The 16,624-nt window shown below is 58.3% G+C and carries 14 protein-coding genes; 8 read left to right on the top strand and 6 right to left on the bottom strand.

Annotated elements, in window-relative coordinates; genetic code table 11:
• The first annotated feature begins 57 nt into the window (after positions 1-57).
• The 5 genes from ACZ89F_RS27285 (at position 58) to ACZ89F_RS27265 (ending at position 6,303) form a co-directional block, all read left to right on the top strand.
• Positions 58-2,046 carry an acetoacetate--CoA ligase gene (locus tag ACZ89F_RS27285; RefSeq protein WP_476095122.1) on the top strand — a complete coding sequence of 663 codons (1,989 nt, stop codon included), beginning with the start codon at positions 58-60 and terminating at the stop codon, positions 2,044-2,046.
• A 395-nt stretch (positions 2,047-2,441) separates the two neighbouring features.
• Positions 2,442-3,539: an ABC transporter ATP-binding protein gene (locus ACZ89F_RS27280; RefSeq protein ID WP_476095121.1), complete on the top strand. Its 1,098-nt coding sequence runs from the start codon at positions 2,442-2,444 to the stop codon at positions 3,537-3,539.
• Between the two features lie 4 nt (positions 3,540-3,543).
• Complete coding sequence (locus ACZ89F_RS27275) at positions 3,544-4,464, top strand: ABC transporter permease (protein ID WP_476095120.1); 921 nt, start codon at positions 3,544-3,546, stop codon at positions 4,462-4,464.
• The gene (locus ACZ89F_RS27270) at positions 4,457-5,275 is read left to right on the top strand and encodes an ABC transporter permease (protein ID WP_476095119.1); all 819 of its coding nucleotides are present in this window, start codon (positions 4,457-4,459) and stop codon (positions 5,273-5,275) included. The genes ACZ89F_RS27275 and ACZ89F_RS27270 overlap by 8 nt, the downstream gene beginning before the upstream one ends.
• Positions 5,272-6,303 carry an extracellular solute-binding protein gene (locus ACZ89F_RS27265; RefSeq protein ID WP_476095118.1) on the top strand — a complete coding sequence of 344 codons (1,032 nt, stop codon included), beginning with the start codon at positions 5,272-5,274 and terminating at the stop codon, positions 6,301-6,303. The genes ACZ89F_RS27270 and ACZ89F_RS27265 overlap by 4 nt, the downstream gene beginning before the upstream one ends.
• Here the strand turns inward: ACZ89F_RS27265 and ACZ89F_RS27260 are convergent.
• On the bottom strand, positions 6,288-6,701 hold the full coding sequence (locus ACZ89F_RS27260) for a hypothetical protein (protein WP_476095117.1): 414 nt from the start codon (positions 6,699-6,701) through the stop codon (positions 6,288-6,290). The genes ACZ89F_RS27265 and ACZ89F_RS27260 overlap by 16 nt on opposite strands.
• Before the next feature lie 399 nt (positions 6,702-7,100).
• Here ACZ89F_RS27260 and ACZ89F_RS27255 point away from each other — a divergent pair, with 399 nt between their 5' ends.
• The 3 genes from ACZ89F_RS27255 (at position 7,101) to ACZ89F_RS27245 (ending at position 10,734) form a co-directional block, all read left to right on the top strand.
• The gene (locus ACZ89F_RS27255; RefSeq protein ID WP_476095116.1) at positions 7,101-7,895 is read left to right on the top strand and encodes an SDR family NAD(P)-dependent oxidoreductase; all 795 of its coding nucleotides are present in this window, start codon (positions 7,101-7,103) and stop codon (positions 7,893-7,895) included.
• Between the two features lie 40 nt (positions 7,896-7,935).
• Positions 7,936-9,387, top strand: a complete 1,452-nt coding sequence (locus tag ACZ89F_RS27250) for an amidase (protein ID WP_476095115.1) — start codon at positions 7,936-7,938, stop codon at positions 9,385-9,387.
• A 267-nt stretch (positions 9,388-9,654) separates the two neighbouring features.
• Positions 9,655-10,734, top strand: a complete 1,080-nt coding sequence (locus tag ACZ89F_RS27245) for an ABC transporter substrate-binding protein (RefSeq protein WP_476095114.1) — start codon at positions 9,655-9,657, stop codon at positions 10,732-10,734.
• 423 nt (positions 10,735-11,157) lie between these two features.
• Here the strand turns inward: ACZ89F_RS27245 and speB are convergent, their stop codons facing one another.
• From speB to ACZ89F_RS27220, 5 genes are all read right to left on the bottom strand, one after another.
• Positions 11,158-12,033, bottom strand: a complete 876-nt coding sequence (gene speB / locus ACZ89F_RS27240) for an agmatinase (protein ID WP_476097406.1) — start codon at positions 12,031-12,033, stop codon at positions 11,158-11,160.
• Between the two features lie 126 nt (positions 12,034-12,159).
• Positions 12,160-13,671 (bottom strand): malonate--CoA ligase, encoded by a 1,512-nt coding sequence (locus tag ACZ89F_RS27235; protein ID WP_476095113.1) that lies wholly within the window; start codon positions 13,669-13,671, stop codon positions 12,160-12,162.
• Entirely contained in the window at positions 13,668-14,549 is an 882-nt protein-coding gene (locus tag ACZ89F_RS27230) for a polysaccharide deacetylase family protein (protein WP_476095112.1), read from the bottom strand. Before ACZ89F_RS27230 ends, ACZ89F_RS27235 begins: the two co-directional genes overlap by 4 nt.
• Positions 14,550-14,586: 37 nt before the next feature.
• On the bottom strand, positions 14,587-15,774 hold the full coding sequence (locus ACZ89F_RS27225) for a CaiB/BaiF CoA transferase family protein (protein WP_476095111.1): 1,188 nt from the start codon (positions 15,772-15,774) through the stop codon (positions 14,587-14,589).
• Positions 15,775-15,813: 39 nt separating this feature from the next.
• Entirely contained in the window at positions 15,814-16,608 is a 795-nt protein-coding gene (locus ACZ89F_RS27220; RefSeq protein ID WP_476095110.1) for an enoyl-CoA hydratase, read from the bottom strand.
• Positions 16,609-16,624 lie beyond the last annotated feature (16 nt).

Here is a 16,624-nt window from a genome sequence, read left to right as displayed (position 1 = left end):
TTCATAAAATCATGCGCGAGTAATTTTTCGCAATGTTGAGTTTGCCGAGCGATGCGAATGAGTGACAAACCATTATTGCCCCTATGGGTTCCAACTCCGGCACGGATTGCGCAGACTCCATTGACGAGCTTTGTGGTCGAGGCCTCAGCGAGGACGGGACATCCCTTCTCCTCCTATGCCGAACTTCACCGCTGGTCGGTCGAGGACCGTGAAGGGTTCTGGAGCCTGGTGTGGGATTTCTGCGGCATCGTCGGCGACAAGGGGAGCCGTGGCGGTGCCAGCGGGAGTGAACGCGTGCTCGTCGACGGCGACAGGATGCCCGGAGCCTCCTTCTTTCCCGACGCCACGCTGAACTTCGCCGAGAACCTGTTGAGGAAGACCGGCCCGGGCGAGGCAATCGTGTTTCGCGGCGAGGACAAGGTCGAGCGCCGGTTGTCCTGGAACGAATTGCACGCACTGACCTCGCGGCTGCAGCAGCTTTTCCTGTCGCTCAAGGTGAAGAAGGGCGACCGCATTGCCGCCATGATGCCCAACATGCCGGAGACCATCGCCGCCATGCTGGCCGCCGCCTCGATCGGCGCCGTCTGGTCGTCCTGCTCTCCCGATTTCGGCGAGCAGGGCGTGCTCGACCGCTTCGGCCAGATCGAGCCCGTCGTCTTCATCGCGCCGGATGGCTATTGGTACAACGGCAAGGCGATCGAGGTCGCCGACAAGATCGCCGCGGTCGCGGCCAAGCTCGGCACGGTCCGCAAGATCCTGGTCGTCGACTATCTCGGCACATCGAGCGATGTCGCCGCCACCATAGACAAGGCGGTGGCGCTGGAAGAGGCGCTGTCGCCCTTCGCCGGCAAGCCCGTTGCCTTCGAGCCGCTGCCGTTTTCGCATCCGCTCTACATCCTGTTCTCGTCGGGAACGACCGGCATTCCCAAATGCATCGTCCATTCGGCCGGCGGCACGCTGATCCAGCATGTCAAGGAACATCGGCTGCATGCCGGGCTGATCGAGGGCGACCGCTTCTTCTACTTCACCACCTGCGGCTGGATGATGTGGAACTGGCTGGTGTCGGGGCTCGCTTCGGGGGCCACGCTGCTGCTTTATGACGGCTCGCCCTTTTATCCCGACGGCAATGTGCTGTTCGATTTCGCCGATGCCGAGAAGATGACCTTCTTCGGCACTTCGGCCAAGTTCATCGATTCCGTGCGCAAGGCTGGTCTCAAGCCGATCCGCACGCATGATCTGTCCACCGTGCGGGCGATTTCCTCCACCGGCTCGCCGCTGTCGCCGGAGGATTTCCGCTTCGTCTATGACGGCATCAAGAAGGACGTGCACCTGGCCTCGGTCTCCGGCGGCACCGACATCGTCTCCTGCTTCGTGCTCGGCGTGCCGACGCAAGCTGTCTGGACCGGCGAGATCCAAGGACCTGGCCTCGGCCTTGCCGTCGATGTCTGGGACGACGATGGCAGGCCGATCCGACAGGAGAAGGGCGAACTGGTCTGCACCAGGGCCTTTCCGGCGATGCCGATCGGCTTCTGGAACGACCCCGAGGGCAAGAAGTACCGGGCGGCCTATTTCGAGCGCTTCGACAATGTCTGGTGTCACGGCGATTTCGCCGAATGGACCGTGCATGGCGGCCTGATCATCCATGGCCGCTCCGACGCCACGCTCAATCCCGGCGGCGTGCGCATCGGCACGGCGGAGATCTACAACCAGGTCGAACAGATGCCGGAGATCCTGGAAGCGCTGTGCATCGGCCAGGACTTCGACAATGACGTGCGCGTCGTGCTGTTCGTACGCCTGGCCGCCGGCGTGCAACTCGATGAGGAACTCGAAAAACGCATTCGCGCCAGGATCCGCAGCGGCGCGAGCCCGCGCCACGTGCCGGCTAGGATCGTCGCCGTCACCGACATCCCGCGCACCAAGTCGGGCAAGATCACCGAGCTTGCGGTGCGCGACGTCGTGCACGGCCGCGCCATCAAGAACAAGGAGGCGCTCGCCAATCCAGAGGCGCTGGAGCTGTTCCGCAACTTGTCGGTTCTCGGGCGCTGACGGACTATCTAGTGGGCAGCTACTTCGCCCGCGCCTGTCACTCAGTTTTGACGATACCGGGACGTGAAATCGATCTTGATTGGTTCGCTACTTAATTGCGCTTCGGATGTCATAGTTAGCCAACCCCTGATCAGCAATATGACGCTGACATCCTGAATGGGTACGGGCGCCCTGAGTTTCGAGAGGTGGCTCCGGCCATTGCTGCCAGCGCCGCTTTTTGCGCTTCATGCCCGTTTAGCTAGACGCCGGGTTGCCCATACATTCCCTGCGGCAAATATATCCTTGGGCACCCCAATATTTGTGCTGCCAAAAGTTCCGACTATCACCCTGAACAATCCAAGGGAAGATAAAAGCCGTGCCCCCAAGCGGCTGTTCCCTCGACGATGGAGGGGTATGTGTCTGAACAATCGCCGAAGATCGCGGTTGATATCGCGGCTGTTCGCAAAGTGTACGGTCGCGGATCGAATCCCTATATCGCGCTGGACAGCGTTTCACTCGATATTCGCGAAAACGAGTTTTTCACGCTTCTTGGGCCATCAGGTTGCGGAAAGACGACATTGCTGCGTCTGATCGCAGGCTTCGATGTTCCCTCGGATGGTGATATCCGCCTTTACGGCGACAGCATTGTCACTCAGCCGCCCTTCCGGCGACCGGTCAATACGGTCTTCCAGTCCTATGCGCTTTTCCCGCACATGACGATCCGGCAGAATGTTGCCTTCGGTCTGGAAATGCTAGGTCAGCCGAAAGCGGCCGTCGAGGCGCGCGTGACGGAAGTGCTGCGGCTTGTCCGGATGGAGCAGTTCGGGGACCGACGCACGGACCAGATTTCGGGCGGCCAAGCCCAGCGCGTGGCGCTGGCTCGCGCGCTTGCGCCTAAGCCAAAGCTTCTGCTTCTCGACGAGCCGCTCTCCGCGTTGGACTACAAGCTGCGCAAGGAAATGCAGGTCGAACTGAAGCGCTTGCAACACGAAACCGGCATCACCTTTATTTTCGTCACCCATGATCAGGAAGAGGCGCTCGCCATGTCGGATCGCATCGCCGTCATGTCGGCGGGCAAGGTCCTCCAGATCGGTGGGCCGAAGGAAATCTACAACCATCCGGCGGACCACTTCGTCGCCTCCTTTATCGGGGATACCAACTTCGTCAAGGGTAAGCTGGTTTCGGCCTCCGGTAACCGGGCCATCGTGCGCATCCTCGACCGGATCGATATGCCAGCGACGCTGCCAGAGGGATTCGGGGGGTGCGAAACTGCAACGGTCGTCCTGCGACCCGAGCATTTGCGGATAGTGCCCATCGACGGCAACGAGGCTTTCCCCGCCACCGTCCGGGATGTCGATTTCATAGGCACTGACACTGTGCTTCATGTGGAGACCGAGGGTGGGCAGGTTTTTTGGATCCGCGTCCAGAATAATTCCTGCGACGTAGAGGAGGTGGTACCTGGCAGTCGCGTCGGTATCGCCTTGCCGCTCTCCGCACAGATCCTGAGAGATTGAGAGAATGTCCGAGATTGCACGCGAAGCGGCGAGACGGGAACGCCGTGCCATGACAGGCAGGCTGCTCATGGTCGCGCCTGCCGTCCTCCTGATCATGGCCGCAGCCGTCGGCCCTCTTCTGATCGTTCTTGTCTATTCCTTCCTCAGCCCCGGCCCCTATGGCGGCGTCAGCTGGACGTTTTCCGGAAAAGCCTGGTTTTCCGCCTTTCTTGATCAGGACATTTTCGATGACAGCGTGTCGTTCGCCTGGGCGCATGTTGAAATCTTCTGGCGCTCGATCAAACTCGCGGTCCTGACGACCGCGCTTACTCTCATCCTTGGTTTCCCGACAGCCTACTTCATCGCGACCAGGCCGCCCCAGTCCCGGGAAATCTGGATGTTCCTCGTCACCATTCCCTTCTGGACCAATCTGCTGATCCGCACCTTCGCGGTGCTCCAGATCATTCGCAATGAAGGCCTGCTGAACATGCTGTTGATCAAGCTGGGCATCATCTCTAGTCCCTTGCAGATCCTCTATACCGATACGGCCATCTTGCTCGGCATGGCCTATGTCTACCTGCCGCTTATGGTCCTGCCGCTTTACGCCACCATCGAGAAGCTGGATTTCCGGCTGCTCGAAGCCGCCTATGATCTTTACGCCACCCGCGGCCGGGTACTGCGCTGGATCGTCTTGCCGCTCGTCAAGCCTGGCTTGATTGCGGGCAGCATCCTGGTCTTCGTTCCCGCGATCGGTGCCTATGTCACGCCGATCGTGCTTGGCGGCGGCAAAAACATGATGCTCTCGAACCTGATCGAGTTGCAGTTCGGCGCGGGACGCAACTGGCCGCTCGGTGCCGCGCTGTCGCTGACGGTGGTTGCCATCGCCATGGTGGCCTTCTCCCTGTTTCTCAAAAGTGCCGGGACGGACGAAGTGCTACATGGCTAAGCGTTTTTCAGTTGGGTATATCCCAGGTTTCGGTACGATCGCGGCAGTCTGCTTCGCGGCGCTCTACCTGCCGGTTTTCGTGCTGGTGGTCTACTCCTTCAACGCCTCGTCATCCATCTCGGCCTGGGGTGGGTTTTCCCTACGCTGGTTCGTCGAAGCGAGCCGTAATGCGGAGGTGCTCGATGCGGCCGGCCGCTCGCTGCGGATCGCATTTGTTGCCTCGGTGGTTTCCACTATTTTCGCCACCATGGCGGCGCTCGCCATGACGCGCGGCCGGCCTTTCTCCGGGTTGCGTCTGGTCTATGCTATCATCAACCAGCCGCTCGCGGTTCCGGAAGTGGTCACTGGTGTCTCGTTGCTGATCTTCTTCGGTGCCCTTAAGGTCTACACCGGCTATTCGGGTCTCGGCTATCTCATCGCCGCCCATTCTGCCTTCTGCATTCCCTTCGCGTTCCTGCCGATCCGGGCGCGGCTGCAGACCATGGACGGGGCTCTTGAAACGGCGGCGGCCGATCTTTATGCCACGCCTTGGCAGACACTTCGCCGCGTTACGCTTCCGATGTTGAAGCCTGCGATCCTCGCGGGATCGATGCTGGCCTTCGTCATTTCGCTCGATGACGTGGTCATCACCGAATTCATCAAATCGAGCGGCCAGGACACCCTACCTACCTACATGCTCGGCCAGATCCGGCGTGGAACCAGCCCGCAATTTAACGCGATCTCGACCGGCTTCCTGCTCCTGTCGGTCGCGATCGTCGCTACGTCGCTCGTGCTCAACAAAAATGCCACAAAAAGAAAGGGAACAGAATGAACTGGAAGTCAGTCCTGACGAGCTTGGTCCTCACCTCGTCCTTTACCTGCCTTGCTCATGCGGAAGGCGAGCTCAACATCTACAACTGGGGGAACTTGACCAGCCCTTCGGTCATCAAGAAATTCGAGGAGAAATACAACGTCAAGGTGACGCTCACCGACTTCGATTCCAGCGACACCGCCATCGCCAAGGTGCGCGCAGGTGGCCACGGTTTCGATATCGTCGTGCCTTCCCATGACCAGATTCCGATCTGGATAGAGGAGGGCCTTCTCCTTCAGACCGATCCTTACAAGATGGAGAATTTCAAATATATTGCGCCGGAATGGGTCAACCCCGACTTCGACCCTGGGCGGAAATATTCGGTTCCCTTCGACCTCGGAACTGCTGGCGTTATCGTTGACACCGCCGTCTACAAGGGCGATGTCGACACTTGGGGCATCCTTTTCGACACTCCGCCGGAACTCAAGGGCAAAGTGAACGTCATTCCGGAGCTGAGCGGCGTCATCTATGCGGCGATCAAATATCTCGGAGGAGAACAGTGCACCACCGACAAGAAGCTGCTCGCCAAGGTTCGGGACCTACTTGTCAAGTCCAAGGACAACTGGGTGTCCATGCAGTACGATACGATCCCCCAGATGGGGGCTAGCGATTTTTCGGCGACGAATGTCTGGAGCGGCACGGCGCTGCGCATCCGCCAGGCCAAGCCGACCGCGCGCTACGGCTATCCGAAGGAGGGTTTCTTCTACTGGAGCGACAATGTGGTGGTCCTCAAGGACGCCAAAAACGTCGAGAATGCCAAGCTTTTCCAGAACTTCATAATGGATCCGCACATCGCGGCAGAGCTTTCTGAATTCCACGGCGCGAACAACGGCATCGTCGGGTCGGTGGCATTCATGCCGGATTTCATGCAGCAGGCGCCCGAAATCAATGTGCCGGAAGAGGTGAAAGCGCGCGGCGAACTGCAGAAAATGTGCTCGCCCGAGGCGCGTGAACTTTACACGAAGATCTGGACTCAAATCCAGAAATAGGGGGTATCTCGCTCCCCCACCGTTCCTTCAAGACATGACGAAGGGCCGATGCGGGTCTGATCCCGCCCGCCCTTCGGCTTGTTCAAAACCAAGCCCGCTGGAGGTCGCGATTGGTTGCAAGCAGATCGTTGACAAAAATATCGGAGTTTTTTCAGCGCCGTAGCTTTGGACGGATTAGGTGAAGCGCGACGGAATGATTGAACTTGTCCGTTAGCAGGGCGCGCAGTTTTTCCGGCCTTGATCCAGGGCTCGACTACATGGTCCGGAAGGACTGGTAGACAATGCGGGAAATTGGCCGCGGTGAAGCCGATCGCCGAACTGCTGGAGCAGGGGATCACGCGCTTCACGCCCGCAATCCGCGCTGCTTCGAGAACCGTCCAACTGCCTTCAGCGTTCATGCGGAACGGTCTCGAGGCAGTTCCAAGATGCACCCAGCGCCCGCAAGAGGGACGACTGCGCCACAGCCCCGGAAGGCGGCTGTCATAGCGTCGAGATCAAGGATACTCTGCACCGGAACGGTGCCATCGAAGTCGGGAGGCACAGGGGCCGGATCGATCACCGAAAGCTGCGCGCGACCGCCAGTGCTTTCAGAACATGACGGCCGAGTCTGCCAAACCCTTCGGTAACAGCGAGGGGTTCCATGGCCTTCCCCTTCCTCGCCCGAAGTACCCGTTGCGAGTTCTTGACACAGAAGGGCTAGCAAAAGGGGGAGGCTGGTTACATGCAGTATGAACAATACATCCATTCATACACCGCTATCCCTCTCTTAAGAAGGACAACTAAGCTTGGATTAACGCATGACATTTGTGCCGGCTGATTGGTTAGCGGAGACTGCATTGAACAGATTGAGTGACAAAGTGGCCATCATCACCGGGGGGGCTGGGGGAATAGGTCGCTCGACGGCCGAGATTTTTGCGGCCGAAGGCGCGGCTGTGGTAGTCGCCGACCTCGACGGGCAGAAAGCCGCTGAGACTGCGCAGGCGATCTGCAACAGCGGCGGCGAAGCTTTCGCCCTTGCCGTCGATGTGACCGAGCCCAACGACATGCGTGCTCTCGTGGCAGAGACTGTCAAGCGTTACGGCCGACTGAACATCATGCATAACAATGCCGGCGGGTCGTCCAGCCGCGACGGCTCGGCTGTTGATGTCGATCTCGAAGAATTCTGGCGTGCCATAAGGCTCAACCTGTTCGGTACATTCCTCGGCTGCCGTTTCGCCATTCCCGAAATGGTCCGCAATGGTGGCGGTTCCGTGATCAACATGATTTCGGATCTCGCGCTAATGGGGGTGCCCGGCTATGACAGCTACACCTCTGCCAAGGGCGGGGTACTTGCACTGACCCGTTCGCTTGCCGTCACCTATGGTTCGAAGAATGTGCGAGTGAATGCCATCGCGCCCGGGGCGACGCGGACGCCGCGAGTCGAGAAGATTTTGCGCGAGAACGAAGCCACCAAGGCTACGGCCGATACACAACTCTTCGGGATGATCGACCCTTCGCAGATTGCCCACGCGGCGCTGCATCTCGCTAGCGATGAAGCCCGGATGATGACTGGGTCGGTGATGGTGGTGGATGGCGGCGTGACGATCATGTGACCGGCAAGGGTCGGACAAGAAACAAAACTAAGGAGGGGGCATGAACCTCAAGGAATACTCGCAATATGACGGGACCGATCTGGCCGGTCTCGTGGCGCGAGGCGAGATATCCGAACAGGAGTTGTCGGGGGTGGCGCGAAGCGCCATCGCTGCCGTCAACCCGTCGCTGAATGCCGTCATCGATTGTCTCGATGTGGCGAGCGAAGCGAAGCTGTCGCGCAGCGGCGGCGGTGCATTCGCCGGGGTTCCTTTCCTGATGAAAGATGCCGAATTTCACCTGGCGGGGATGGTTACGGACTACGGCAGCAGGCTGATACACGGTCTCGCCGCGACAACCAGCTCCTATTTCGGCGAAGCGCTCCAGCAGGCCGGCTTCCGCTTTCTCGGGCGCACGAACGCGCCTGAATTTTCAATGGCCGGATCGGCCGAAAACGCGCTCTATGGCAGAACCACTAACCCTTGGATGAAAGGAAAATCCGCGGGCGGCTCGTCCGGCGGCGCAGGCTCTGCTGTCGCTGCAGGCATTGTTCCGATCGCCCACGGGTCGGATACCGCCGGCTCCATTCGTTGCCCGGCCGCTTGGTGCGGCGTGGTTGGCCTTAAGCCGTCACGGGGCATCGTATCCTGTGGACCACAGGACGGGGAAGGCTTTTTCGGCATGACCAGCCATTTCGTTCTAACGCGTACGATCCGGGATACGGCCGCTATGCTGGACATCCTCGGTCAGCCAAAACCGGGGGATCCCTTTGTTGCCGCACGTCCAGCCAAACTCTATGCGGAGTTGGCGTCCGAGCCAGTTCGGCGCCTGAGGATCGGCTGGTCGGGAGCACCTCTCGGAGGAGGGGAAGCGATAGACCTGGAGATCGCCTCCGCCGTAGAAGCAACGGCAAAGACGCTCGAAAAGCTTGGCCACTACGTCGAGGAAGCGACGGTGGCGATCGACTTGAAGCGCGTGGATGATATCTGCATGGCGCTCTGGTGCTTCGGTTTCGACCAGTTCCTGGATCAGCTTGCCGCAGCCGCTGGTCGAAAAGTCTCTACGGCGACGATCGAAGCCGGTACCTGGAATTATTATGAGTATGCCCGAACCATGGATCCGGGGCTTTTCCGGGAGGCGATTTTCGAGTTGAACCGCTTCCGTCGCGACATTGGCAATTTCATGCAGGCATATGATCTGCTGATCTTGCCGACGACTGGAATTCTAGCTCCAGACCATGGCGTGTTCGGTATGCAAGTCGATTTGACGCCGGACAAGTTTCATTGGCACGAGCTCACCAAGCTTCAGTATCTGGCACCGTTCAACCTGACCGGACAGCCGGCGCTGTCGGTGCCTTTTGCAATACATTCGTCTGGTCTCCCGATCGGGGTCCAGCTGGTCGGTCACCCGTCGCAAGATCATATCGTCCTGTCGATAGGAGCAGACCTGGAGCGGGAAATGCCGTGGAGAAACCGCTTGCCGCGATATCACGCAAGCCGTTCTGACGCTTGCTAGCGAGAAAGGAGCCGGTCTTCTCCCTGCTGTCCGTTTTCCAGAATGTCCGCATCAGCGCAACTTGCTTGTCAGATTGGGTGCTGCGCGTACCTACCGGCAGCTGCGTTCCAACTGGCGTGAAACCTGGAGGTGCTCGAATACGCCCTTTAGATTGAAATTTCTCAATTAATGGTTTGGGTCAATGAAATTGACGTTCGCCGCTGCAGTATCGTCTCCTATCCCGACCCAGCCGAGAAGTGCGCTGGCTCGAGCAAATGGGAGAACAAAATGTTGAATATGTTCCAATCTCGTTCGGTAGTCTCGAAACGCTGGCGAAAGGGCGTCCATGCGTTAGCAATCGGAACCAGTTTCGCGGTCGCGTATTCCGGACAGGGGTTGGCTCAAGATAGCCTAACCATAGCCAATGCCGGCGGTAGCGCCGCAAAAGCCAGTGACGCCGCCATCTGGAATCCGATCGCCATTGAGCAGAAAATCACCCTGAAGAAGGACTCGACCTCCGGCATCGCAGACGTACGAAATCAGGTCACTGCCGGAGCGGTTCAGTGGGACATTGTTGAACTGACTACTGACGACTGCGCCGTTGGCGAGAAGGAAGGGCTGTTTGAGAAGCTTGATCACACTGCCTTTAAGGACATGGGCTATGACGCCTCGTCGTTGACCGATACTTATGTCTTGATCAACACAGCTTCGTACATCATTGCCTGGAACAAAGATAAGTATGGCGACAACGGCCCGAAGAGCTGGGCGGATTTCTGGGACTTCAAAAAGTTCCCCGGCGCACGTGCGCTTCGCAATTCGCCCGCCCACAATCTGGAGGCCGCACTATTCGCGGATGGCGTGCCGGCAGACACGATTTATCCAATCGATCTGGATCGCGCTTTCCACAAGCTCGACGAGATCAAACCACACATCGCTGTATGGTGGAGCTCGGGAGCGCAGGCCGCGCAGCTCGTTCGCGACAAAGAGGTCGATATGATTGGTATCTGGAATACTCGACTGCAGGCAGTGCTGGATGGCGGCCAGAGCCCATACGACTTCACTTGGAACGGCGGCGTGATGATTGCGGATTGCTACGCAATTCCGAAGGGGGCTCCAAACAGCGCGCTTGCTCACAAGGTACTCCCGTTGGCCGCTTCGCCGAAATACCAGGGAGAGCTGGCCAACTACAAACCCGTCTCTCCGATCTCAAACGTTGCCTTCACGCTTGGCGTCATCAAACCAGAACTGCTTCCAACCCTTCCTACGGCCCCGGACAATTTGCCGGGCCAAGTCGTGATGGAAGGCCCGTGGTGGGCCGACAACGGCGCCGAAGTTCAAGACCGCTGGGTTAGCTTTATGCAGCAATAGCCCTCCCAAGGTCTACGGCGGCACACTGTTGGTGTGCCGCCGTAGTGCAATCGGCTGTTGCCGCCGATAAGCTTCGTGGCGAGTTCGGCGGCCGATCCTTCTAGTTTAGCATCGCACGAATGGCGGATAGCTGTCGGAAGCACTCGGCCGAAATCAGCGGCACCTTGGACACTGCCGTTCGGCATCTGGCTTAGCGCCTTCAGCCGCATGACGGCGCTGCGTCGCTGGTGCCGAGTTCCTTGGCCAACCCGCGCGAGGTCAGTTTCTGGCCGAGCTGGAGCTGGTCCGACATAAGCGCGCACGAGCTCCTCGAACATTGCTCAGGAAACTCGCTTATGCAGTATTGGGGGAGGCCCACGATATGGTCAGAGCCTTTCGAGCATTACCTCGACCTGCAAAATACAGGATCACCCAGTACAGAATTCACTTGACGCCCGGCAGTACACAAAGCATTTCGTAGAGCAAGTTTGCGCCAATAAGGGCTGTATTGCCGGAGAGGTCGAAAGGTGGCGACACCTCTACGAGGTCCCCACCAACAATATTGATGCCTTTGCAACCGCGGATCAGCTCAAGTGCCTGCCATGTCGTGAGGCCGCCAATCTCGACCGTACCTGTCCCTGGCGCGAATGCGGGATCCAAGCTGTCGATATCGTAGGTGATGTAGGTGGGAGCATCACCGATCTTGGCACGAATGCCGGAGATCAGGGGTACGAGCGACTTGCCCCAACATTCTTCGGCCGGCACCACGGTCCAACCCTGATTGCGCGCCCAGTTGAAGTCGTCCGGGGAATACCCCGTGCCCCGCAGACCGATCTGGAACACCTTGTCGTTCTGAAGGAGCTTATCGTCAAAAGCTCGACGAAACGGCGTGCCATGCGCGATTTTCTCGCCGAACATCTCGTCGTTGATATCTGCATGGGCATCGATGTGAATCAGAGCAATAGGACCGTGCTTTCGTGCGATTGCCCTTAAAATCCCGTAGGTCAGCGTGTGATCGCCGCCGATCGTCAGGGGTATGCAGCCAAACGACAGTATATCGACATACGCTTCAGTGATGATGTCGATTGTCTTCTTGAGATCGAAGGTATTTATGGCGACATCGCCAATGTCGGCGACCTGGAGGCACTCGAAGGGAGCCGCTCCGGTGGCCATATTGTAGGGCCTCAGCATGGAGGACTCAGTACGGACCTGACGGGGTCCGAACCTTGTCCCCGGTCGGTTCGAAGTGCCTATGTCAATGGGGACACCTACGAAACAGGCGTCAAGGCCCTCCGCGGTTGGCCTCGATGGCAGTCGCATCATGGTTGCCGGCCCCGAGAAACGCGCCATCTCGTTTCCACCGAGAGGCTGATTGAAAGGGGAGGTCATTGGCATTCTCCAGTTGAGCCGATCAGGAGGCGGAGGGGTATTCGCAACGTGCTTTTCTTACTTGGTGTACAGATTGCGATAAGTTTCGCGTAGTAGGTTTTTCTGTATCTTGCCCATGGCGTTGCGTGGCAGTTCGTCCACGAAAATCACCGCCTTCGGCAATTTGTAAGCGGCCAGGTAACCCTTCAAATCTTCTATGATTTCTGAGGACGAGAGCTTATTCGAACCTCTCTCGACGACGATCGCGGTCACGGCCTCACCGAAATCAGGGTGAGGACAGCCGATTACCGCGCTCTCGACCACGCCTTCAACCCGGTCGATTTGCTCCTCGATTTCCTTTGGATAGACGTTGAACCCGCCAGTTATGATTAGATCCTTGCCACGTCCGACAATCGTAACGTAGCCACGCTGGTCTATCCTGCCGATATCTCCTGTTACAAAGAATCCGTCCTGCAGCAGCTCCGCTGCGGTTTTCTCCGGGTTGCGCCAGTAACCCCGGAAAACATTGGGGCCTTTCACTTGGATCATTCCCGCTTCCCCTTGGGGCAGTTCGACTCCGGTCTCCTGGTCAACGATGCGCAATGCCACACCGGGCAACGGGAACCCAACCGTGCCAGGGATTCGGTCTCCGTCATAAGGATTGGACGTATTCATGTTTGTCTCCGTCATTCCGTAACGCTCCAGGATTGTATGCCCGGTGCGCTCCTTGAAGGCGCGGTGGGTTTCGGCGAGCAATGGTGCGGATCCGGAAATGAACAACCGCATCTTCTTGGTTGTCTGTGGGTTGAGGTCGCCGTTCCCAAGCAAACGAACATAGAACGTCGGCACACCCATCAGGCAGGTGGCGGTTTCCATGCAGTCAAGAACTGATTTGGCGTCGAAACGGTGCAGGAAGATCATCGAACTCCCCGCAAAGAGTGTCACATTGGTGGCCACGAAAAGACCGTGCGTGTGGTAAATGGGCAGGGCGTGGATTAAGACGTCATCATCCGTAAAGCGCCAGAAGTCGACCAGCGTCAGAGCATTCGAAACCAGGTTTCCGTGAGTGATCATCGCTCCTTTGGAGCGTCCGGTTGTCCCGGAAGTGTATAAAATCGCCGCAAGGTCATGTTCATCGCGACCGGTATCCTCGAACGATGGTGGGCTGCCGGCTGCGGTCTCGTAGAGGCTTCCGGAGAATTCGTTCGTCGCTTCGGTGAACTCAAGGGAATGGACGAACTCGAAAGGCCGCTTCTCCCGTTCGTCGCGGCTGCATATAAAAGCTGCCGGCTCCGAATCCGCTAGAAAGTAATCAACCTCGGCGGGAGTGTAAGCCGTGTTGAGCGGGAGAAAAACGCCACCGGCCCGGAGCGTTCCGAGATAAAGCGATAAATAGTGGATGTTCTTCTCCAGTTTTACTGCCACGCGGTCCCCGGGTTTTACACCAAGCGCTCTGAGCGCATTGGCATATCGCGCAGACCATCCAAGCAGTTCACCGTATTTGAACTCAGTACCGTTCGGAAAACGAGCAAATACACGGTCTGCCGATGGCAACCGGAGACCCAACGCATGGAAAAAATAATTGTTCACCTCAGTGATCCTGTCAAATCCTGGCTGTCAAACCACTGGGCAATCGCGGTGCCGTTGAGGAAAATCACGTCATCTCTCTCCGTCAAGAAATCAAGCATCTTCTCAAGGTAATTGTAACGATGCGGCTCTCCCATCAAATGCGGGTGCAGGCCTATTGTAATTATTCGGGGGTTGAGTCTCGTTTCCTGCTCGAATGTTTTTACTGTGGAAACCAAACGTGTGTACATCTCGTCCGACGGTCTTGTTTCGATGCCAAAAACAAGCCCGTCGTCTATGGCGCAGCTGCTCGGCATGGCGATCAAGGGCCCCTCACGCGTTTCCATGATCGTGGGGAGATCGTCCAATCCCCAATCGCAGACGTAAGAGATTCCTGCCTTCTTAAGTAGTTCCGGCGTATTGGTTGTCTCCACCAGGCCCGGGCCAAGCCAGCCTTTGACCCTCTTGCCGGTGTAATCGCTTATCCGCTCGACCGTGCGCTGGATAACCTCTTCTTCGGTCTCCAGCGTCAGGGCGCGTTGCTCATAGGCATGCCCGATAAACTCCCATCCGGCCTCTGCCATAGCGTTCGCACAGGAAGGATAGACGTCGATGACGCCAGCATTGATCGCGCAGGTGGCTGGCAGGTTCCTTTCCCCAAGCCCACGCATGAAGCGCGGGAGACCGCACCTCATGCCGTACTCGTACCAACTGAAATTCAAAACGTCCGGGCTCGGCTGGATGCCGTGCGGGGAGGTGCCGATGCCTCTCGGCATCTTTTTCTCGAACGGCCAATATTCCACGTTCACGATAACATGGATTATCAACGGCTTACCCTCGGGCGCCTGGAGTTTCGGCGCCTCTGAGGAGAGGACAAAGGGAATACGTGGATTTGACTTCATGTCCGGCTCTCTGGCTATTGGAAGCGGTGCGCGATCCTCAAATCACGCCGGCCTGCTTCAAACTCTGAATCTTGTTCTCGCTGAAGCCCAGCGACGTCAAAACCTCGGCTGTGTGCTGTCCGCGTTTCGGAATGGCGGAGGCGATAGGCTGCGCTTGGTCTTCCATCCTCACGGGTTGGCGAACCAGCCGAAGCCTGGCGATTTCTGGGTGGGCGAGCTCCTCGACGAGACCGAGGTGGCGCACCTGCTCATCGGCGAATACCTGATCCATCGTGTAGATCGGTCCGCACGGGACGCCCGCCGCATTCATTTCACGGATCCAGTGTCCGGTGGGCTTGGTCGAAATCACCGCGTTGATCTCCTTGCGCAATGACTCCTTGTTGATCACCCGGCTCTGTTCGGTTTTGTAGTCGGGGTTGTGTACAAAGTCCGGGCGACCGATGACCGAACAGAATTTCTTCCACATCGGGTCTTCCATCGGGGCGACATTAATGGAGGAATCCGCGGTCCTGTAAGCGCTCATTGGGAAATTTGTCGGATGGTCGTTGCCGACCTGACCAGGAATTTCACCCTCACAAAGCCAGCGCGCTGCTTGAAAATCCATCATGGCAATCATGGCTTCCAACAGAGACGTGCGCACCCAACGGCCCTTACCGGTCACCTCGCGATCCAATAGCGCGACGACCACGCCGTAGGCACAAAACAGTCCGGCGGACAGGTCGGAAACTGCGGTTCCCGCTCGCGTAGGTCCGTTTTCCGGAAAGCCGGTGACCGCCATCAGGCCGCCCATTCCCTGAATAATCTGATCGAATCCTGGCCGATCGCTATAGGGACCGTCCTGGCCGAAGGCTGAGATCGATCCGTAAACGAGCCGCGGGTTTATCCCGCTCAGCTTCTCATAATCGATGCCGAGGCGGTGTTTCACACCCGGCCGGTAATTCTCCAGGACGACGTCGGCGCCCTTGACGAGTTCATAAAAAATCTCGCGACCTTCATCGCTGCGAAGGTTCAGCGCAATCGAACGTTTGTTGCGGTGCGCATTCTGGAAATAGGACCCGAGACGAGGGCTCATTTCGTCTGGCGGGTTCGGATCGTCGGTCGGGACCTCGATCTTGATAGTATCCGCCCCCCAGTCTGCCAGTTGCCGGGCTGCAGCCGGTCCCGCCAAGGCTCGAGTAAGGTCGAGAACACGAAATCTCGAAAGAGGGCCGTCAATGGGTGGCATTTTCGTTGTCTCCATGGCGAAAGTTGTTCCCGCAGCTTGTCATTTGCCCTGCCAGACAGGCTTCTGCTTCGTCTTGAAAGCCGCCACTCCCTGCTTGAAGTCTTCGGAGAGATAGCAGGCGGACAAGATGTCTGCGTCGGCATTTGGCGGGATGTTGAAATCGCGGATGCGCCTGGCGGTTTCTTTCGCGGCCCAGATTGTCAGAGGTGCGAGGTCGGCGTAGTCGTCGCCGATCTCCTGCGCCCGACGAAACAGCTCGTCTTCGTCGGCGACGACCTCATCCAGGCCGCCGGCGTGATAAAGTTCGTCCGCGCTGTAGAGGCGTGCGGACATTATCATTTGCTTGGCGCGCTGATAGCCTATGAGGCTCATGAGCCGGGCGATGTTCCGCATGCTGACGCACGATCCCGATGTGCGGGCGAGTGGAAAGCCGAAACGGAGCGACGGCGAGGCTATTCGGATATCGCAGGCCGCCGCGATCAAAACGCCTCCGCCGATGGCGGCGCCCGCCATTGCCGCGATTGTCGGCACCCGAACCGACTCGATCGCGGTGGTCAGGCGCTCGCCGCTTGCCTCAAGCTTCAAGATATCCGTGTAGTCGTTGATTTCGCCCAATCGATTAAAGTCAGCGCCCGAGGTGAAGCAGGGTTTTTCCGCCTTTACGCCGGTAAAGACGAGCGCCTTGACGGACGGATCGGCGTTGACTTGCTCGCAGGTGCGCACCAATTCGTTGTCCATCCAGGCGGTTTCGGCATTGCGGGTCTCCGGGCGGTTGAAAATGAACCATTCAACGCCACCCTCGCGTTTTCTGATGATGTGGGATGTGTCTTGCATCGTTTGTTCCTCTCAG

It is taken from the genome of Mesorhizobium sp. USDA 3734 (genome assembly GCF_056279665.1).
The sequence above is the reverse complement of the archived record's forward strand: the minus strand, read 5'-3'. Positions and strand labels throughout refer to the sequence as shown.